This window comes from Plantibacter sp. Leaf1 (assembly GCF_001421315.1).
Classification (GTDB): Bacteria; Actinomycetota; Actinomycetes; order Actinomycetales; family Microbacteriaceae; genus Plantibacter.
The window spans coordinates 1,941,225-1,959,268 of sequence record NZ_LMJX01000002.1; the positions used below are offsets into that span (position 1 = coordinate 1,941,225).

Sequence of the window (18,044 nt, forward strand, 5' to 3'; positions counted from 1 at the left end):
TCTGCGACTCCGCGTCGACGGACCGCGTCAGCGACTCGCGTTGTGCTGGGACACCGCGTCGCTGACCCAGGAGAACTCGTCGACGAACCGCGACAGGAGCCGGGCGAGTTCGGTGCGGTCGCGCTCGCTCCACTTGCCGACGAGCGTGTTGTAGACCTGCTGGGCCGCCTGCCGGTGCCGGTCGAGGGCGATCCGGCCCTCCTCGGTGGCGCTCACGAGGACGGCGCGGCGGTCGCTCGGGTCGGTCACGCGCTCGACGAGCCCGCCCTGCTCGAGGCGGCGGACCTCGGCGGTGGCGGTCGACTTGTCGACGGACATCCAGCCGGCGACGGCGGACATGCGGATCGGCCCGGCCGAGAGCACGTAGTCGAGGAGCCAGGCGTCGGTGCTCGTGAGTGCCGCGCCGTCGGCGTCGTGCAGCGTCCGTCGGTTGTCGGCCCGGCTCGACCAGCGCGACACCGTCGCGAGCGAGGCTTCGATGACCGCACCGGCGTCGTCTGGGCCGAGATCCTCGCTCATAGCTGAATTCTTTCTGAATACGGGCGTTCGGGTGTTCGTTGGACCATACCAACTATATAGTGGGACAGCACCAACTAACCCTCAACTGTCCCCCACCTCGAGCGCTGCGGAGAACACAGCCCATGGAAATCCCCGGATACGTCTGGCTGCTGACGATCGTCGGCATTCTGGCCCTCCTCGCCTTCGACTTCATCTTCCACGTGCGCAAGGCCCACGAGCCGACGCTGCCGGAAGCCGCGAAGTGGTCGGCCCTCTACGTCGGCATCGCCATCGTCTTCGGCCTCGGCGTCCTCTTCTTCGGCGGTGGCACGCTCGGATCCGAGTACTTCGCCGGCTACATCACGGAGAAGGCCCTGTCGGTCGACAACCTCTTCGTCTTCCTCATCATCATGTCGAGCTTCCGCGTCCCGCGGGCCGACCAGCAGAAGGTGCTCCTCTTCGGCATCGTCTTCGCCCTCATCGCTCGCACCGGCTTCATCTTCCTCGGTGCCGCCGCGGTCAACGCCTGGTCCTGGCTGTTCTACATCTTCGGTGCGTTCCTCATCTTCACGGCGATCAAGCTCCTCCGCCCGGAAGAGGAGAGCGACGACGCGAACAACTTCGTCATCCGACTCGCCAAGCGTCTCTTCAAGACCACGGACCGCTACGACGGCGACAAGCTCGTCACCATCGAGAACGGCAAGAAGGTCCTCACGCCGATGCTGCTCGTCATGGTCGCCATCGGCGGCACCGACCTGCTCTTCGCGCTCGACTCGATCCCCGCGATCTTCGGCCTCACGCAGAACCCGTACATCGTCTTCACCGCGACGGCGTTCTCGCTGCTCGGCCTCCGTCAGCTCTACTTCCTCATCGACGGCCTGCTCGACCGCCTCATCTTCCTCAGCTACGGTCTGGCGGCGATCCTCGGCTTCATCGGTGTGAAGCTCGTCCTGCACGCGCTGCACGAGAACACCCTGCCGTTCCTCAACGGTGGCGAGCACATCCCGGTGTTCGAGATCAGCACGGGCCTGTCGCTCATCGTCATCATCGGCATCCTGACCGTCACGGTCCTCGCCTCGCTCCTCAGCCCGGCCGGTCGTGCGCACACGATCATCAGCGACGCCCGCACCCAGGCGAAGAAGATCGTCGACCACGCCGACTCCCCGGAGGACATCCCGGACGGACACCACGTGGACGAGGTCGAACTCGAGACGAGCTACACCCGCATGGTCGAGCGCCAGAAGTCCTTCGCGAACCTGAAGCCCAAGCACCAGGCGAAGGCGGCCGACGACGAGGAGCTCCAGCGGCTGCTCGCCCGGGCCCACGAGCTGCAGGCGAATAGCTCCGATTCGCGCGGTCTGCTCTGAACGGACCGGGAATCCGGGCGTTCACCTCGCTGAACCGATAACGTTGACGTGCGCTCCCAGCTTCGGCCGGGGGCGCACGTCGGACACCTCACCACCCGCAACACGATGATGCATCTAGGAGACGGAACCATGGGTCTGAGTCTGGAAAAGGGCCAGTCGCTCTCACTGACGAAGCAGGACGGTGGCGCACTCACGCGGATCCGTCTGGGCCTCGGCTGGGACGGCGTCGCACCGGTGAAGCGCGGCCTCTTCGGTCGCTCCTCCGCCCCCGACATCGACCTCGACGCCTCGGCGATCTTCTTCGACGCGACCGGCAAGGTGCTCGACACCATCTGGTTCCAGCAGCTCGCCAGCAAGGACGGCTCGGCCACCCACACCGGCGACAACCTCACGGGTGCGGGCGACGGCGACGACGAGACGATCCTCGTCGACCTCTCGAAGGTGGCCCCGTCCGTCCAGCAGATCGTCTTCGTGATCAGCAGCTACAGTCGCCAGACCTTCGACACCGTGCAGAACGCGTTCAGCCGCATCATCGACGACTCGACCCCCGGCTCGCCCGAGGTCGCCCGGTACCAGCTGACCGACTCCGGCCCGCACACCGCGATGATCATCTCGAAGGTGTCGCGCGAGGGCAACGGCTGGGCCTTCAAGGCGATCGGCGAGCGCGCGAACGGCCGCTCCGTCATGGACCTCCTCGGCCCCGCCGCCCAGGTCCTCTAGCACCACCCCCAGCAGTCCCCGGCGCCTCAGCGCGTGTTCCATCGAAGGAGAAGCGATCACCATGGCAGGACTCAGCCTCGAAAAGGGCAACAACCTCTCGCTCACCAAGACCAGCCCGGGCCTCACGGTCGCGACGGTCGGCCTCGGCTGGGACCCGCGCACCACGAGCGGTGAGGCCTTCGACCTCGACGCCTCGGCCCTGCTCATCGGAGCAGACGGCAAGGTGCGCTCCTCGGCGGACTTCATCTTCTACAACCAGCCCGCGGCCGCGGACGGCTCCGTGAAGCACCTCGGCGACAACCGTACGGGCGACGGTGCCGGCGACGACGAGCAGATCTCCGTCGACCTGAGCGCGGTCGCGGCCGACGTCGAGCGCGTGGTCATCGCCGTGTCGATCGACAAGGCCGACGAGCGTCGCCAGAACTTCGGACAGGTGCGCGGCGCGTACTGCCGCGTCGTCGACCAGGACGGCACGGAGATCGTGCGCTTCGACCTCAGCGAGGACGCGGCCCCCGAGACCGCCATGCTGTTCTCCGAGCTCTACCGCAACGGATCCGAGTGGAAGTTCAAGGCCCTCGGCCAGGGCTACACCACCGGTCTCGCCGGCATCGCCGGTGACTTCGGCGTCCAGCTCGGCTGAGCGCCCGACGCACCCCATCACGAGCAGCCACACACGAGAGCAAGGTCGAAGCCATGAGCACGCCACTCACTCCGCCGGACGCCAACGATCAGGCCGCAGCCTCCCTCGTCCTGCACGCACCGGACGCACCGGACGTCGTGCAGGCCGAAGAGGCACCTGGCATGGTCCCGGTCCCCGCTGAACGCCAGACCGAGATCCAGCAGCAGGCGCGGTCCTTCGTGACCGAGGTGGCGACGCTCGACCCGCGGTCCCCCGAGTTCACGCAGAAGATCGAGGGGATCAACCAGATCGGCGGCAAGGAGATGGTGCAGTCCAGCGGCTACTCCTCCCGCATGCTCGAACGATCCTCGACCTCGGTGGCCGGCGCGAAGCGTTCCGGTGACAGCGCGCAGATCAAGGTCGCGACGACGCTCGGCGACCTCCGCAGCACCGTCGAGGACCTGACGCCGAACCAGGCCGACCTCGGCGTGGGCCGGAAGATCCTCGGCTTCATCCCGGGTGGCAACAAGCTCGCGAAGTACTTCCAGAAGTACGAGTCCGCGCAGACCCAGCTCGACAAGATCATCAAGTCGCTCATGGCCGGCCAGGACGAGCTCCTCAAGGACAACGCCGCACTCGCCGGCGAGAAGGTCCAGCTGTGGGAGACGATGCAGGCGCTCAGTGAGTACGCCGTCTTCGCGAAGGCGCTCGACGCCGCGTGTGTCGAGAAGATCGACCAGGCGCGCTCCGCCGGCCGTGTCGAGGAGGCGCAGAAGCTCGAGGCCGACGTCCTGTTCCCCGTGCGCCAGCGCCACCAGGACATCCTCACGCAGCTGGCCGTGTCGGTGCAGGGCTACCTCGCGATGGACCTCATCCGGAAGAACAACCTTGAACTCATCAAGGGTGTCGACCGGGCCCGCACCACGACGATCGCCGCCCTGCGGACCGCCGTCATCGTCGCCCAGGCGCTCGCGAACCAGAAGATGGTCCTCGACCAGATCGACGCGATCAACACCACGACGAACAACATGATCCTGCAGACCAGCGAGATGCTGAAGGACCAGACGACGCGGATCCACCAGCAGGCCTCCACCGCCGGCGTCAGCGTCGACACCCTGCAGCGCGCGTTCGACAACGTGTTCCAGACGATGGACGCGATCGACACCTTCCGTGCCGAAGCCGCGAAGAACATGGAGGGCACGGTCACCGCTCTGGAGTCCGGCCTCGAGAAGGCGAAGCCGTACCTCGAGCGCAGCCGTCAGGCTGAGCAGCGCGAACTCCGCTAGTCTCGGCTCGCTGCGAGGTCAGGGCGCTGAGGACGAGGGGGACGAGAGATGGCATTCGGACGATTGCTGAACGCACTGCGGACCGGTGGGACCGATCCGCTGGGCGTCGTCGACGCCGCACCGGCACCGGTGGGCGAGACGGAGGACGAAGCGACCGCCCGACACCTCGACGAGCTCCGTGACTCGGTGCGCTCCGTGGGGCGCGACCTCCCGACGCTGCTCACCTCGCAGCTGCGGCAGATCGACGACCAGCTGCGGCTCGTGGTCGCGACGATCGCCGAGCAGGGCGCCTCGACGGAGCAGCGGGTGCTCCTCGACGCGATGATCACCGACTACCTGCCGACGCCGCTGCGCTCGTTCCTCGCCCTCCCCGCCGAGGACCGCGGCGACGACTCCCGCAGCACGATCGTCTTCGCGCGGCAGTTGGAGCTCATCGAGGAGACCATCCGCGACCTCCTCAACCAGATCCGCATCGGCGCGATCGCCGAACTCTCCACCCACGGCCGGTTCCTCTCCGACAAATTCCAGGAGCCCGACGCCGGGCTCGTGCTGGGCGGGCACTGATGGCCTCGCTCGTCGCGGGCGCGAACGCCGCACTGACCGCTGAGAACCCCGGTCTCGACAAGCTCCTCATCGGCTTCGGTTGGGACGTCATCGCGAGCCGCGGCCCGCAGAGTGAACCCGTGCCGCTGGCGATCATGTGCGGCGACGACGGCAAGGCGCTCTCCGACGACCACCTCGTGTTCTTCAACCAGGTCGAGAGCCAGGACGGTGCGGTCACCTTCGCATCCGAGGCCGACGACGAGGAGATCGACGTCGACCTGTCCCGCGTGCCGGACGCGGTCACGAAGATCGCGTTCCTGCTGTACATCGACCCCGACGTCCGGGGGCCCGGGGACTTCTCCCCCGTCCGCTCCGCCTTCGTGCGCGTCGCGACCGCCGACGACCGCGAGCTCGTGCGTTTCGACATCCCGATGTCGGAGGTGCGCTCCAGCCAGGCGCTGCTGCTCGCCGAGCTGTACCGGCACCGCGACGACTGGAAGTTCCGCGCCCTCGGCCAGGGCTACGCCGGCGGGCTCGCCGGTGTCGCGCGCGACTTCCGAATCGACCTCTGAGCCGTGCCGCTCAACACCTCCCCGGTGCGACGGGACATCGACTACCTCCGCCGTCGGGTGAAGCCGCGGCCTGAGCCCGTCGTGGCTGCGCCGGTGGCGCAGGCGAGCGCACCGACCGCGCCTCCCACCGCAGCCGCAGCGCCGTCGACCGGACTCACACTCGGCGGGCCGTCGAGCCCTGCGGCGACGGTACCGGCGCCGGCGGCCCCGGCCCCGACGCAGCCGTCCGCGCCGTCGACCGGGCTCACGCTCGGCGGCGGCTCGTCACCCGCTCCGGCCACACCGTCGGCACGCCCTGCGGCCCCCGCAGCGCCGAGCACCCCGCAGCCGTTCCCCGCACCGACCGCGGAGGAGGTCCGCGTCCTCGACGACGAGACCCCGCTCGTGCGGTTGGACCCACGGCAGTCGGCGATCGGCAGCCTCATCGTCGGCGGTGCGACGGCGATCGTGTGGGAGACCGTCGACCGCGTCACGGGTGTCGCTTCGGCCGACGGCGGAGCCGACGGGACACCGGTGACCACGCCCGGCAACCGACCGCTCCTGGGCTTCGACGGCGGCGACGCGATCCTCGCGCTCCGCCACGTGCACCTCATCCGACGCGCGCTGTTCGTCGGAACGGCGGGACAGCCGCTCACGGTGCAACTCTTCGACGACGAGAACTTCGCCGCCGCCGACGAGGCGGGCGGCGTGCCGGTCGTCTCCCTGCTCCGCATCGGCTCCCGTCTCGAGCTGCGCCTCGAACCACTTCCAGCAGACATCCCCCTCAAGACGCTTGTCCGGCAGTTCGGCTTCGAGCCGACGCCGTACGTCGTCGGCCGCGAACCCCGGAGACGATGACCATGCGCCACTTCAGCTACGTGGACGACAAGCGCGCCGCGAAACTGTTCCACAAGCTCCCCGAGCCCATCAGCATCGACTCACCTCCCGAGCATCTCGCCGCCGCGCTGGGCGCCACGCTGTACAGCCCTGGCACGCGCACCACCCTGGCGAAGGACGTCGTGAAGCAGGCGAAACACGGCTGCCTGAGCATGGTCCTGTGCCTCGAGGACTCGGTCCCCGACGACGCGGTCGAGGTCGCCGAGACGAACGTCGCGGAAGCGATGCAGCAGCTCGCCGCCAAGCGTGCGGGGTCCAAGCGCCTCGTGCTGCCGCTGCTCTTCATCCGCGTCCGCACGCCGGAGCAGCTCGAGCGGGTCGCCGGCATGCTCGGTCCCGGCCTCGACCTGCTGAGCGGCTTCGTCATCCCCAAGTACGAGAACAGCGACGGGGTGGCCGACCGCTTCTTCGAGGCACTCGGCCGGGTGCAGCGCGAATACGGCCAGGACGGCTCGAACGGCGCTCGACGACTCCGCGTCATGCCGATCCTCGAATCGCCGCGGATGATCCACCGCGAGACCCGCGACGACACGCTCTCCGGCATCGTCGACGTCACGAAGGCCCACCGCGAGGACGTGCTCGCCGTCCGGATCGGCGCCACCGACCTCTCGAGCGCCTTCTCACTCCGGCGCTCCCGCGACCTCACCGTGTACGACGTGAAGCTCGTCTCCTCGGTCATCGCCGACGTCGTCAACGTCTTCGGTCGCCCGGGCGACGACTTCGTCATCACCGGAACCGTGTGGGAGCACTTCCAGACGGCAGAGCGCCTCATGCGCCCGCAGTTGCGCATGACCCCGTTCCAGGACGCCAACGAGGCCCAGCTGCGGCAGAAGCTACTGCTGAAGGGCCTCGACGGTCTCATCCGCGAGATCGCCCTCGACCAGGCGAACGGCTTACTCGGCAAGACGGTCATCCACCCGAGCCACGTGCCGGTCGTCCACGCGATGTCGGTCGTGAGCCACGAGGAGTACGTCGACGCGCTGTCCGTGGTGGGCGACGTCGGCGGCGGGGCGAACGCCTCGCCGTACCGGAACAAGATGAACGAGATGAAACCGCACCAGGCGTGGGCGCGGAAGACCCTGCTGCGCGCCGAGGCCTTCGGGGTGGCGGCGGAGGAGACGACCTTCGTCGACCTCCTCGAGACGAGCATGCGGTGACGGTCTGGACGGGCGGCTTCGTCAGCGAGGCCGTGGGCATCCGCCTGCGCTCGGACGAGGCCCGGAGCCTGATCCCCGTGGAGGACCTCGTCGGGCTGGCCCTCCGCGACAACCCGAAGCGCGCGCAGCTGCTCGTCTCGACGGTGCTCGCCAAACACGTCCCGACGGTGCCGGCGCTCGCCCTCGCGGCGGGTGAGCTCCTCGGCCTCCTCGTCCGGTGCGCGCTCGACGGCACCGAACCGGACCCGGCCCCCTTCGAGACGGTCGCGCGGCTCCTCGCCCGTCGCGGCCGACCGGACGCAGCCGGGCTCGCCGAGCTCCGCACCGTCCGACAGCAGCTGGCCGGCCTCCGCGACGCGGCGCCGGAGCCAGGCTCCGAGCTCGTCACCATCGGATACGCCGAGACGGCCACCGGGCTCGGCCACGTCGTCGCCGACGCCCTCCGCTCGCCCTACCTCCACTCGACGCGCCACGAGGAGGACGCCCCCTTCACACCCTTCGAGGAGGAGCACTCCCACGCGAGCGACCACCGGCTGTACCCGAGCGATCCCGACTGGGCCACCGCCGGCGGGACGACGGTGCTCGTGGACGACGAGCTGAGCACCGGCCGAACGGTCCGGAACACCATCACCGCGCTCCACGCCACCACCCCGCAGTCCCGGTGGGTCGTCGCCGCCCTGATCGACCTCCGATCCGAGGAGGACCGGCGGGCGTTCGACGAGCTCGCCGCCCGACTCGGCACGACGATCTCCGTGGTGGCGCTCGGCGCGGGTGCCGTCGACCTCCCCCACGACGTGCTCTCGCTCGCGCGACAGGTCATCGACGCAGCACCGCCGGCCGCCGTCGCTGACCGGGCCGCCGGGGTGGTCGACCTCGTCGACGCCACCGACCTCCCGCCGGTGCGGAGCGCCCGGTTCGGCACCGCCGGCCGGTTCGACGAGGCGGCGATCCGGGCGGTCGCCGAACGGGTCCTGCCGTCACTCCCCGCCGGCGAGGTCCTCGTCCTCGGCTCCGAGGAGTTCATCGCTGTTCCGCTCGTGGTCGCCGACCAGCTCGACGAGGCTCGCGGGGCCACCCGCTTCTCGACCACCACGCGGTCGCCCATCGCGGTGATCGACCGCGATGACTACGCCGTCGCGAGCGCCGTGTCCTTCACGAGCCACGACCGCACCATCGACGGCCGTGGCCCCCGGTTCGCCTACAACCTCTCGCGCGGCGGATCCCGCTTCGCGGCGGTGGTCCTGTTCCCCGAACCGGGCGCCGACCGCGAGCTGCTGCTCGAACCCGGCGGCGTCGTCGAGGCGCTCCGGACCGTCACCGACGTCGTCCTCCTCGTCCTGCTCGCCGAATCCGTCCCCACCCCAGCCGAATGGAACCCCGCACCGTGACCATCGACGCCGCCGCCCTGCCCGAGCCGCTCACCGGCCCCGACTTCGGGTCGTACGACGCGAGCGAGGTGCAGTGGCTCCTCACCGACCTCGGCGACACCCGCCTCGAAGCCGACGCGTCCGAACGCGAGGCCGCGATCCAGAGCGGCCGCGCGCACTACGCCGAGTCCCTGCCCATCGAGTACCTGCCCTCGCCCGAGTACGAGGAGCTGTACCGGGACGCCCTCGTGCGGTCGAGCCGTCGGCTCGCCGTGGCCGTCGGCGTCGTCACGGACCTCGTCCTGGCGTCCCGCGCGAACCGGCCCGTGCTCGTGTCGCTCGCCCGCGCCGGCACGCCCATCGGCATCCTCATGCGCCGCTGGGCGAAGGAGGTCCGCGGGATCGACGCCCCGCACTACACGATGAGCATCGTCCGCGGCGTCGGGGTCGACGGGACGGCGCTGCGGTACCTCGCCGCCCACCACGACCCCGAGCAGATCGCCTTCATCGACGGCTGGACCGGCAAGGGCGCCATCGCACGTGAACTCACGGAGGCGCTGGAGCTGTTCGCCCAGACCGACGGTGTCCGATTCTCCGACGAGCTGGCGGTCCTCGCCGACCCGGGCCACTGCGTCCCCGTGTACGGCACCCGCGACGACTACCTCATCCCTTCGGCCTGCCTGAACTCCACCGTCTCCGGGCTCGTCTCACGCACCGTCTACAACCGCGAGCTCCTCTCCGACGACCAGTTCCACGGCGCCAAGTTCTACCGGGAGTTGAGCAGCCACGACGTCTCCGGAGCCTTCCTCGACGCCGTGTCGGGCCGCTTCTCCGAGGTGCTCGACGATGTCGCCGCCGGCGTGCAGGAGGCCTCCACGGCCGACCGTGAGCCGAGTTGGATCGGGTGGGCCGCCGTCGAGCGCATCCGCGAGCAGTACGACATCCCGAGCGTCAACCTGGTGAAGCCTGGCGTCGGCGAGACCACGCGCGTCCTCCTCCGCCGGGTGCCGTGGAAGGTGCTCGTGTCGCCCGACGCCCTCGACGACGTGGCGCACGTACTCCTCCTCGCCGAACAACGCGGGGTGCCGGTCGAGGTCGTGCCCGGCCTGCCCTACAGCTGCGTCGGGCTCATCAACCCGCTGAGCGACGCCGCCGCCGGAGACGCCCAGTGAGCGCGCTCGTCGCCTGCGACCTCGACCGCACCCTCATCTACTCGCCGAAGGCGTTCTGGCTCGAGACCCCGGACCCGGAGGCGCCGTCGATCGTCGTCTCGGAACTCTGGAACGGCGTCCCGATCTCGTTCATGACGCGCGAATCGGAGCGTCTGCTGATCGAGCTGCGGACGCAGGCCGTGTTCATGCCGGTCACGACCAGGACCGTGGCGCAGTACCAGCGGGTGCAGTTGCCGGGCGGCGCCCCTGATTACGCGATCACGAGCAACGGTGGCGAGATCCTCGTCGACGGGGTCCCCGACGCCGACTGGCGTGAGCGCGTGCGGACGCACCTCACCGACCACACCGCACCACTCGACGAGGCGCTCGCGCGATTCGAGGAGCTGGCGTCGCCGACGTGGATCCACAAGACGAACGTCGCGGACGCGTTGTTCTTCTACTCGATCGTCGAACGCGACGCGATCCCCGCAGGCTGGTTGGAGCAGGTCGAGCAGGAGTGCGAGCGACTCGGGTGGACGGTGTCCCTGCAGGGGCGCAAGCTCTACTGCGTGCCGCGGACGCTCACGAAGCACGACGCCGTCAGCGAGGTCGCGCGCCGACTCGACGGCCCGCTCGTCCTCGCCGCCGGAGACTCCCTCCTCGACCAGTCGATGCTCGAGACCGCCGACCTCGCGTTCCGGCCGGCCCATGGCGAACTCGACGACGAGGGGTTCGCGCTCGACACCCTCACCGTCACCGGGCGACGTGGCATCCTCGCCGGCGAGGAGCTGCTCCGGCTCATGACGGCCGCGGCGCAGGGCGGACGAGCGATCCGCTGATCCGCTGATCCGCTGACCGCCGATCTCTGGCCCGGCCTGCCGCTACCAGGGCAGGTCGAGGGACGGCACCACCGTGCCCGCCGCCGCACCGGTGCCCGGGTGCACGAGCACGCCGTCGGCGTCGGCCAGGCCACGGAGCATGGCGGCTCCGTGCCACGGTGACGGCTCTGCGGTGACGGCCGCCGAGTCGGCGTCGAGCACCGCCCGGTACGGACGCAGCACCGTCTCGGAGCGGGTCGGGTCGACGGGAGACGCGAGCACCACTGGCCGGAGGGGCGGCAGCCCGAGCCCCTGCTGGCCGGCGAGCAGCGGCTGCACCAGGGTGAGGACGCTGAGCAACGCCGCGAGCGGATTGCCCGGCAAGCCGACGACGAGCCGGCCGTCCGGCAGCCTTGCGAGCAGTGCCGGACCGCCGGGGCGCACCTCGACACCGTCGACGAGGAACTCCGCTCCCGCATCACGCAGGAGGGCGCGGACGTGGTCGGCTCGCGAGCCGCCCGTCCCACCGGTGGTGACGATGACCTCGCCTGCCCGACGGGCGGGTGGCTCGGTGAGCGCGGTGGTGCCGAGCGTCGTGGTGCCGAGCGCCTCGGCCGTCGCGGAGGCGTCGTCGCGCACCCGGACACTCGAGGTGACGACGCCGCCGAGCGACGCGATCACCCCCGGCAGCGACGGGCCGAAACTGTCGCGCACGAACCCTGCGCCGGGCACCCCGCTCGTCACGACCTCGTCACCGGTGAGGACGAGTCGGACCTTCGGCCGCGGCACCACCGGCACCCGGTCGAAACCGCCGCCGGCCGCGACCGCGAGGTGCACGGGCCCGAGCCGGGTGCCCTGGTCCAGCAGGATCGTCCCCGCCGGTGATTCCGTCCCGGCGTTCCGGATGTGGCGCCCCGCTGCCGGTTCGTCGCGCGGAGCCTGCGGGGAGAGACCGAGTCGGAGCGCGTCGGCAGTCTCCTCCACGACGCCGTGTTCCCGCTGCAGGACGGCGACGGCACCGGTCGGGATGAGCCCGCCGGTCAGGACCTCGACCGCGGTGCCGACCTCCAGGCCGACCGAGCGCGCTCGGTCGGCGGCGGCCCCACGGACCAGCTCCCAGGGCCCTGCGCCGGCGACGGCCCACCCGTCCATCGCCGAGGAGGCGTAGTGCGGGATCGCGATGGGCGACACGAGTGGCGCGGCGAGGACGTGGCCGAGCGCGGTGATGAGCTCGACGCTGTCGACGACCTGCGATCGCTGCTCGACCCCGGCCGCGTGGGCGATGCGGCGGGCGTCCGACCACGACGACCTCGTCATGCCGTGCCGCCGGTGTCGGGAGTATCGCTGTCGGGTTCGTCGGACGCCGCGGCGGCCAGCCGTTCGACCGCCGCCGTCGCCGCCTGCGCGACGGCTGTCGGGTCGGCCCCGGCTGCGACGGCCTTCCCGACGGCGATGCCGACGAGGTAGGTGGTGAGCGGTGCGGCAGGACGACGGACCGCGTGGGCTGCGGTGCCGGCGAGCCCCAGGACGGCGTCGATGTCGACCGGGACGTCGCCGAGGTCGAGCGCCTCGGACACCCGGTCGCTCCATTCGGCGAGGACGGCGTGCAGGTCATCGGTCATGGGGACTCCTCGGGGTGCTGGACGTGGTGGTGGACGCGGGATCCGTCGGAGCCGGCGTCGTCGGCGTATCGCTCGCGACGACGCCCAGCTCGGCCGCGTCGGCCCAGGTGTCGACGTCGGCAGAGCCGCCCTCGGGGACGGCGACGCGTCGGAGGTCGAGTCCGGACAGGAGGTGACGCACGGCGACCCCCGTGAGATCGCCGCTCGGCTGTGCAGCCTGCAGCTCGGCCACCCGACGCTCGAGCGCGTCGCTCCGGTACACGCCGAGCAGCGGCTGGTCGCGGCCACCCGCGTCGACCGCGATCCAACCGTCGACGTCTGGTTCCTGGGCGGTCGCGAGCGCCGCGGTCTTGAGGATGACGGCGAGCGCCGGGGCCGCGCCAGGCATGTCGCAAGCGAGGACGGCGACGCCCCTCGACAAGCTCGGGGACCGGAGAGGTGCGCTCGGGGACCGGAGGTTTCGAGTGGGCTGGGGCTCGCGGAGCGCGTGCAAGCCCGCGGCGATGGCGGCGGCGGGACCACCGAAGGCGGGGTGCTCGCGGACGAATCGGACGGGCTCGGTCGTCTCAGCGGCGGGCTCGGCGGTCTCGGCATCGGGTCCGACGACCACGATCGCCCCGCCGGTGAGGCGTGCGGCCTCGATCGCGAGCTGGAGCAGCGTCCGTCCGTCGTGCAGCAGCGAGGCCTTCGCGACCCCGCCGAGACGGGACGACCGCCCTCCCGCGAGGATGATCGCGTCGACGGGCATGGCACCAGCCTAGGCCGCTCGTCAGCCTCACCGGCGGCTGCGGATCCGGTGAGGCACCTTGCCCTCGTCGGGAGGTGGTGATAGCCATGAGCCATGACTCGCATCACGGCGCGTAGACGCGTCACCCGGATCACCGTGGGACAGCCCGCGCGCACTCGCGAGGACGTCCTCGCCGTCGAGGAGCCGCTCGAGATCCGCGTCGGCGGCCGTTCGCTCGCCATCACCATGCGGACGCCCGGTCACGACGTCGACCTCGCCATCGGGTTCCTCGTCTCGGAAGGCGTCGTCGCTCGGGGCGACGAGGTCAGGACCGCCCGGTACTGCGCCGGTGCGACCGACGAGGGCGTCAACACCTACAACGTGCTCGACGTCGCCCTCGCTCCCGGCGTCCCCGCCCCCGACCCGAGCCTGGAGCGGAACTTCTTCACGACGAGTTCGTGCGGGCTCTGCGGGAAGGCGAGCATCGACGCCGTCCGGACGAGTTCGCGGTACACCGTCGCGGACGACGACTTCCGCCTCGACCCGGCGCTCCTCATCACCTTCCCCGACCGCCTCCGCGCCCAGCAGGCGGTGTTCGAGCGGACCGGCGGCCTGCACGCGGCGGGCCTGTTCGACGCGACGACCGGCGAGATGCTCGTGCTCCGGGAGGACGTCGGTCGCCACAACGCGGTCGACAAGGTGGTCGGTTGGGCGACGAAGGAGGGCTTGCTCCCGCTGCGGTCCATGGTGCTCATGGTGTCCGGTCGGGCGAGCTTCGAGCTCACCCAGAAGGCTTCGATGGCCGGCATCCCGATGCTCGCCGCCGTCTCCGCGCCGTCGTCGCTCGCGGCCGAGTTGGCGACCGAACTCGGGATGACGCTCGTCGGGTTCCTCCGCGGCGACTCCATGGTCGTCTACAGCGGTGCGCACCGACTGGCGTCGCCGGACCCGGCGGTCGTCCACGAGGTCGTCGAACACGGCGTGGTCGAGCACGGGGTCAGCGCATGACCGCCGAGCCGCCCGTCGAGGACGTCACCGACGCCGCGATCAAGGTCTCCGACCCGAAGCACGTGGCCGTCGGACTCCCCGGCATCCTGCACTCGATGGAGCCGGCGCTCCGCCAGCTCGGGCCGCTGCGGACCGCCGAGCTGCTGACGTCGATCAACCAGCGCGGGGGCTTCGACTGCATGAGCTGCGCCTGGCCCGACCCCGACGACCGCAAGAAGCTGGAGTTCTGTGAGAACGGGGCGAAGGCCGTGATCTGGGAGGCGACCCCGATCGTCATCCCGAGCGCGTTCTGGGCGGAGCACTCGCTCACCGACCTCGCCGACAAGTCGGAGTACTGGCTCGGCATGCAGGGCCGACTCTCGGAACCGGTCTACAAGCCGGCGGGCTCCGACCACTACCAGCCGGTCAGCTGGGACGAGGCCTTCGCGCTCGTCGGTGAACAGCTGCGCGGGCAGGACTCCCCGGACCAGGCCGCGTTCTACACGAGCGGACGGGCGTCCAACGAGGCGGCGTTCGCCTACCAACTGTTCGTGCGGGCGTTCGGCACCAACAACCTGCCGGACTGCTCGAACATGTGCCACGAGTCCACGGGCACCGCGCTCGGCGAGGTGATCGGCATCGGGAAGTCCACGATCTCCTACGCCGACTTCGAGCAGGCCGACCTCATCGTCGTCATGGGCCAGAACCCGGGTACGAACCACCCGCGCATGCTCACGGCCCTCGAGGACGCGAAGCGGGCCGGGGCGACCATCGTCTCCGTCAATCCGCTTCCCGAGGCCGCGCTCGAACGGTACAAGAACCCACAGACGGTGCGGGGCATGGTCGGGCGGGGCACCGTCATCTCGGACCAGTTCCTGCAGATCCGGCTCGGTGGCGACATGGCGCTCCTGCAGGCCGTCTCGAAGCGCGTCCTGGCGGCCGAAGCAGCCGCACCCGGAACCGTGCTCGACCACGCGTTCCTCACCGAGCACTGTCTCGGGCTCGAGGAGCTCACGGCGCATCTGGCCGAGCTCGACGAGGCGGAGGTGCTCGAGGCGACCGGGCTCACGAGCGAGCAGATCGACGAGTTCGCGCAACGGTACATCGACTCGAACGCGACGATCGTCACCTGGGCCATGGGGTTGACGCAGCACAAGGCCGCCGTGAACGGGATCAAGGAGATCATCAACCTGCTCCTCCTCCGCGGCAACATCGGCAAGCCCGGTGCCGGCGCCTCGCCGATCCGCGGGCACAGCAACGTGCAGGGCGACCGGACCATGGGCATTTGGGAGCAGATGCCGGAGTCCTTCCTCACCGCCATGGAGGACGAGTTCGGTGTGCCGATGCCGCGCGCGCACGGGGTCGACGCCGTGAACGCGATCCGCGCCATGCAACGCGGCGAGATCCGCACCTGGGTGTCACTCGGCGGCAACTTCGTCGCCGCGATCTCCGACACCGCCGCCGCCGAAGCGGCGATCCGCGGAACCGGGATGTCGGTGCAGATCTCGACGAAGCTCAACCGCTCGCACGTGGTCACGGGCGACGCGGCGATCATCCTGCCGACCCTCGGACGGACCGAGATCGACCTGCAGGCGAGCGGCCCGCAGATGGTCAGCGTCGAGGACTCCGTCTGCGCCGTCCACGCCTCGCACGGACGGATCCCACCCGCAGCGCCCGGGCTGCTCTCCGAGGTCGCGATCATCACGCGACTCGCGCGGGCGACCCTCGGCGAGGACTCCGGGATCGCCTGGCAGGCGTTCGAGGACGACTACGACACCATCCGGGAGCACATCGGACGGGTCATCCCGGGGTGCGAGGACTACAACGAGCAGATCCGTCGTGAGGACGGGTTCGTGTTGCCGAACGGTCCCCGCGACTCGCGGACCTTCACGAACCCCGAGGGTCGTGCGCTCCTGACGGTGAACGAGCTGGAACCGCTCCGCTGCCCGCCGGGCCGTCTGCTCCTGCAGACGCTGCGGTCGCACGACCAGTTCAACACGACGATCTACAGCCTGAACGACCGGTACCGGGGGATCAAGCAGGGACGCAACGTCGTGTTCGTCAACCCGGACGACCTCGCGGAGCTCGGGCTGGAGGACGGCCAGACGGTCGACGTCTTCAGCGAGTGGCCCGGGCAGCCGGACCGGGAACTCCTCGGCTTCCGGGCCGTCTCCTACCCGACGGCCAGAGGGTGCGCGGCGGCGTACTTCCCCGAGGCGAACGTCCTCGTCCCGCTCGACGCGACGGCCGACCGCAGCAACACCCCGGTCTCGAAAGCCATCGTGGTGCGGCTGCAGCCGGCGGGCGCGCGGCTGTCGTGACCGGCGGCGCGGGTCATTCGTAGGCCCGCAGGAGCTGCCAGCGGCCGCGGACCGCGTCGAGGCGGATGTCGAAGACGAAGGTCCGGCCGTCGGTCGCGGTCGCCTGGAACCGCCATGCCGGTGTGGCCGCCGGTGGGTGGGTGAGGAAGGCGACGTTCGGCTCGAGCGGTGTCGGGGTGTCGGTCACGAGGTACCGGGCCCCTTCCCAGAACAACCGCTCCGGCACACCCGCAGGCGTCGTCCAGACCGCGATCTCGGTGCTCGTGATCAACATGAGTGGCCTCCCGTCATTCGAACATACGTTCGATAGACAGCGAGCCTAACCCGACATCGGTCGACACGCCAGCCCGGATCCGCCCGGGTCGTCAGCCGGTCGGCGTGTCGCCGAGGAACCGCTTGATGTCGGCGCCCATCTGCGGCGACTCGGTGTGGTGCAGGTAGTGACCGCCGTCGAGGAGGACGAGCTCGGACCGTGCGATGCCAGCGAGCTGGGCCTCGTGGAGCGATACCCAGTCGGCGAGTTCCGGGTCGTTTCCGACCACGAACATGAGGATCGGGAGGTCTGCGGGGAACGACTGCGACCGGGCGGCGCGGAAGTTGTCGGGGGTGTGCGCGATCTCGTCGAGCAGTGTCGGCGTCATGGCGTTGCGGTTCGCGAGGATCGCGAGTTGTCGTTTCGTCGCGGCGTCGTAGGGCAGCCCGGCCGAGGGGTCGGGCGCGATGGCGGTGAGCAGCCGGAGGATCCCGAGTGCTTTCAGCGCCTCGAGGCCATCGGTCGGCGTGGCCTCGTCCGCACCAGGTTGTGTGGGGACGCTCGTGTCGATGCCGATGAACGCGGTGACCTCGTCGCGGTACCGCTGGAGGTATTCCAGGGCGGTGATGCCGGCGATCGAGTGTCCGGCGAGCACGTACCGGCCGATGCCGAGGCTACTGAGGGCGGTGTGGACCTCGTCGGCGATGTTGGCCGAGGTCCGGGGGACGTCGGTCTGGTCGCTGAGGCCGTATCCGAAGGGTTCGACGACGACCACGCGGTACTGGTCGCGGAGTTCGGCGACGAGCGGCTGGAAGTCGAGACCGGGTGCGGCGGTGCCCTGCCCGGGCAGGAGGACGATCGTCTCGGATGCGTCGCCGCTGATGACGACGTTCATCTGCTTGCCGTCAACGTCGACCAGCTGACCGTACGGTTGCAGTTCCGCCGCCTCAGCGGCGCTGGCGACGGCGTTGACGATGCTCGTGGTGGCGAGGGTCGCTCCGATCAGTCCGGCGATCGTGGCGATCGTGATCAGTGGAACCTTCAGGAGCTTGCGCATCGTCACCCGTCGTGTGGAGCCGGCGGCGGGCGGTCGCACCGCGCCGATTCCATCCTCGCGGGAGGCCGCCCGCCGCACATCCGTCGTGAGGCGAAGATGCCCC

Annotated in this window: 19 protein-coding genes; 13 read left to right on the top strand and 6 right to left on the bottom strand. The window is 70.3% G+C overall.

Annotated features, from left to right (window positions below):
• Positions 1-27: 27 nt before the first annotated feature.
• The gene (locus tag ASE44_RS11415) at positions 28-519 is read right to left on the bottom strand and encodes a MarR family winged helix-turn-helix transcriptional regulator (protein ID WP_056009603.1); all 492 of its coding nucleotides are present in this window, start codon (positions 517-519) and stop codon (positions 28-30) included.
• 122 nt (positions 520-641) lie between these two features.
• On the opposite strand from ASE44_RS11415, the gene ASE44_RS11420 reads away from it, so the two are divergent.
• The 11 genes from ASE44_RS11420 (at position 642) to ASE44_RS11465 (ending at position 10,995) form a co-directional block, all read left to right on the top strand.
• The gene (locus tag ASE44_RS11420) at positions 642-1,865 is read left to right on the top strand and encodes a TerC family protein (RefSeq protein WP_056779861.1); all 1,224 of its coding nucleotides are present in this window, start codon (positions 642-644) and stop codon (positions 1,863-1,865) included.
• A 129-nt stretch (positions 1,866-1,994) separates the two neighbouring features.
• Positions 1,995-2,585, top strand: coding sequence for a TerD family protein (locus ASE44_RS11425; RefSeq protein ID WP_056009608.1), 591 nt, complete (start codon positions 1,995-1,997; stop codon positions 2,583-2,585).
• Positions 2,586-2,646: 61 nt separating this feature from the next.
• Complete coding sequence (locus tag ASE44_RS11430) at positions 2,647-3,225, top strand: TerD family protein (protein WP_056779864.1); 579 nt, start codon at positions 2,647-2,649, stop codon at positions 3,223-3,225.
• A gap of 53 nt (positions 3,226-3,278) precedes the next feature.
• Positions 3,279-4,490: a toxic anion resistance protein gene (locus ASE44_RS11435; RefSeq protein WP_056009614.1), complete on the top strand. Its 1,212-nt coding sequence runs from the start codon at positions 3,279-3,281 to the stop codon at positions 4,488-4,490.
• A 48-nt stretch (positions 4,491-4,538) separates the two neighbouring features.
• The gene (locus tag ASE44_RS11440; RefSeq protein ID WP_056009617.1) at positions 4,539-5,054 is read left to right on the top strand and encodes a hypothetical protein; all 516 of its coding nucleotides are present in this window, start codon (positions 4,539-4,541) and stop codon (positions 5,052-5,054) included.
• Entirely contained in the window at positions 5,054-5,605 is a 552-nt protein-coding gene (locus ASE44_RS11445) for a TerD family protein (RefSeq protein ID WP_056009620.1), read from the top strand. Before ASE44_RS11440 ends, ASE44_RS11445 begins: the two co-directional genes overlap by 1 nt.
• A 3-nt stretch (positions 5,606-5,608) precedes the next feature.
• Positions 5,609-6,442, top strand: coding sequence for a hypothetical protein (locus ASE44_RS11450; RefSeq protein ID WP_056779867.1), 834 nt, complete (start codon positions 5,609-5,611; stop codon positions 6,440-6,442).
• Between the two features lie 2 nt (positions 6,443-6,444).
• A complete protein-coding gene (locus tag ASE44_RS11455) occupies positions 6,445-7,638 on the top strand; it encodes an HpcH/HpaI aldolase/citrate lyase family protein (RefSeq protein WP_056779870.1) in 1,194 nt (397 codons plus the stop codon).
• A complete protein-coding gene (locus tag ASE44_RS18550) occupies positions 7,635-9,026 on the top strand; it encodes a phosphoribosyltransferase domain-containing protein (protein WP_162235750.1) in 1,392 nt (463 codons plus the stop codon). The genes ASE44_RS11455 and ASE44_RS18550 overlap by 4 nt, the downstream gene beginning before the upstream one ends.
• Positions 9,023-10,177, top strand: a complete 1,155-nt coding sequence (locus tag ASE44_RS18555) for a cysteine protease StiP family protein (RefSeq protein ID WP_162235751.1) — start codon at positions 9,023-9,025, stop codon at positions 10,175-10,177. The genes ASE44_RS18550 and ASE44_RS18555 overlap by 4 nt, the downstream gene beginning before the upstream one ends.
• Positions 10,174-10,995, top strand: a complete 822-nt coding sequence (locus tag ASE44_RS11465) for an HAD family hydrolase (RefSeq protein WP_056779872.1) — start codon at positions 10,174-10,176, stop codon at positions 10,993-10,995. Before ASE44_RS18555 ends, ASE44_RS11465 begins: the two co-directional genes overlap by 4 nt.
• A gap of 42 nt (positions 10,996-11,037) precedes the next feature.
• On the opposite strand, the gene ASE44_RS11470 is transcribed toward ASE44_RS11465, so the two are convergent.
• The 3 genes from ASE44_RS11470 to ASE44_RS11480 are packed head-to-tail and all read right to left on the bottom strand — an operon-like array spanning position 11,038 to position 13,344.
• The gene (locus ASE44_RS11470) at positions 11,038-12,291 is read right to left on the bottom strand and encodes a molybdopterin molybdotransferase MoeA (protein WP_056779875.1); all 1,254 of its coding nucleotides are present in this window, start codon (positions 12,289-12,291) and stop codon (positions 11,038-11,040) included.
• Positions 12,288-12,596 (bottom strand): DUF6457 domain-containing protein, encoded by a 309-nt coding sequence (locus ASE44_RS11475; RefSeq protein WP_056779876.1) that lies wholly within the window; start codon positions 12,594-12,596, stop codon positions 12,288-12,290. Before ASE44_RS11475 ends, ASE44_RS11470 begins: the two co-directional genes overlap by 4 nt.
• The gene (locus tag ASE44_RS11480; protein ID WP_056779879.1) at positions 12,586-13,344 is read right to left on the bottom strand and encodes a molybdenum cofactor guanylyltransferase; all 759 of its coding nucleotides are present in this window, start codon (positions 13,342-13,344) and stop codon (positions 12,586-12,588) included. The genes ASE44_RS11475 and ASE44_RS11480 overlap by 11 nt, the downstream gene beginning before the upstream one ends.
• Positions 13,345-13,437: 93 nt before the next feature.
• Here ASE44_RS11480 and fdhD point away from each other — a divergent pair, with 93 nt between their 5' ends.
• Both fdhD and ASE44_RS11490 read left to right on the top strand, forming a co-directional pair.
• Positions 13,438-14,331: a formate dehydrogenase accessory sulfurtransferase FdhD gene (fdhD, locus tag ASE44_RS11485; RefSeq protein WP_056779883.1), complete on the top strand. Its 894-nt coding sequence runs from the start codon at positions 13,438-13,440 to the stop codon at positions 14,329-14,331.
• Entirely contained in the window at positions 14,328-16,631 is a 2,304-nt protein-coding gene (locus ASE44_RS11490) for an FdhF/YdeP family oxidoreductase (protein ID WP_056779887.1), read from the top strand. Before fdhD ends, ASE44_RS11490 begins: the two co-directional genes overlap by 4 nt.
• 13 nt (positions 16,632-16,644) lie before the next feature.
• On the opposite strand, the gene ASE44_RS11495 is transcribed toward ASE44_RS11490, so the two are convergent.
• The gene (locus ASE44_RS11495) at positions 16,645-16,905 is read right to left on the bottom strand and encodes a hypothetical protein (RefSeq protein ID WP_056009647.1); all 261 of its coding nucleotides are present in this window, start codon (positions 16,903-16,905) and stop codon (positions 16,645-16,647) included.
• A 91-nt stretch (positions 16,906-16,996) separates the two neighbouring features.
• On the bottom strand, positions 16,997-17,941 hold the full coding sequence (locus tag ASE44_RS11500) for an alpha/beta fold hydrolase (RefSeq protein ID WP_056779890.1): 945 nt from the start codon (positions 17,939-17,941) through the stop codon (positions 16,997-16,999).
• Between the last annotated feature and the right edge of the window lie 103 nt (positions 17,942-18,044).

What these genes read in the sequence shown, in the direction of transcription:
- ASE44_RS11415 (WP_056009603.1), bottom strand. Translation starts at nt 519, where the DNA reads ATGAGCGAGGATCTCGGCCCAGACGACGCCGGTGCGGTCATCGAAGCC.
- ASE44_RS11420 (WP_056779861.1), top strand. Translation starts at nt 642, where the DNA reads ATGGAAATCCCCGGATACGTCTGGCTGCTGACGATCGTCGGCATTCTG.
- ASE44_RS11425 (WP_056009608.1), top strand. Translation starts at nt 1,995, where the DNA reads ATGGGTCTGAGTCTGGAAAAGGGCCAGTCGCTCTCACTGACGAAGCAG.
- ASE44_RS11430 (WP_056779864.1), top strand. Translation starts at nt 2,647, where the DNA reads ATGGCAGGACTCAGCCTCGAAAAGGGCAACAACCTCTCGCTCACCAAG.
- ASE44_RS11435 (WP_056009614.1), top strand. Translation starts at nt 3,279, where the DNA reads ATGAGCACGCCACTCACTCCGCCGGACGCCAACGATCAGGCCGCAGCC.
- ASE44_RS11440 (WP_056009617.1), top strand. Translation starts at nt 4,539, where the DNA reads ATGGCATTCGGACGATTGCTGAACGCACTGCGGACCGGTGGGACCGAT.
- ASE44_RS11445 (WP_056009620.1), top strand. Translation starts at nt 5,054, where the DNA reads ATGGCCTCGCTCGTCGCGGGCGCGAACGCCGCACTGACCGCTGAGAAC.
- ASE44_RS11455 (WP_056779870.1), top strand. Translation starts at nt 6,445, where the DNA reads ATGCGCCACTTCAGCTACGTGGACGACAAGCGCGCCGCGAAACTGTTC.
- ASE44_RS11470 (WP_056779875.1), bottom strand. Translation starts at nt 12,291, where the DNA reads ATGACGAGGTCGTCGTGGTCGGACGCCCGCCGCATCGCCCACGCGGCC.
- ASE44_RS11475 (WP_056779876.1), bottom strand. Translation starts at nt 12,596, where the DNA reads ATGACCGATGACCTGCACGCCGTCCTCGCCGAATGGAGCGACCGGGTG.
- ASE44_RS11480 (WP_056779879.1), bottom strand. Translation starts at nt 13,344, where the DNA reads ATGCCCGTCGACGCGATCATCCTCGCGGGAGGGCGGTCGTCCCGTCTC.
- fdhD (WP_056779883.1), top strand. Translation starts at nt 13,438, where the DNA reads ATGACTCGCATCACGGCGCGTAGACGCGTCACCCGGATCACCGTGGGA.
- ASE44_RS11490 (WP_056779887.1), top strand. Translation starts at nt 14,328, where the DNA reads ATGACCGCCGAGCCGCCCGTCGAGGACGTCACCGACGCCGCGATCAAG.
- ASE44_RS11495 (WP_056009647.1), bottom strand. Translation starts at nt 16,905, where the DNA reads ATGTTGATCACGAGCACCGAGATCGCGGTCTGGACGACGCCTGCGGGT.
- ASE44_RS11500 (WP_056779890.1), bottom strand. Translation starts at nt 17,941, where the DNA reads ATGCGCAAGCTCCTGAAGGTTCCACTGATCACGATCGCCACGATCGCC.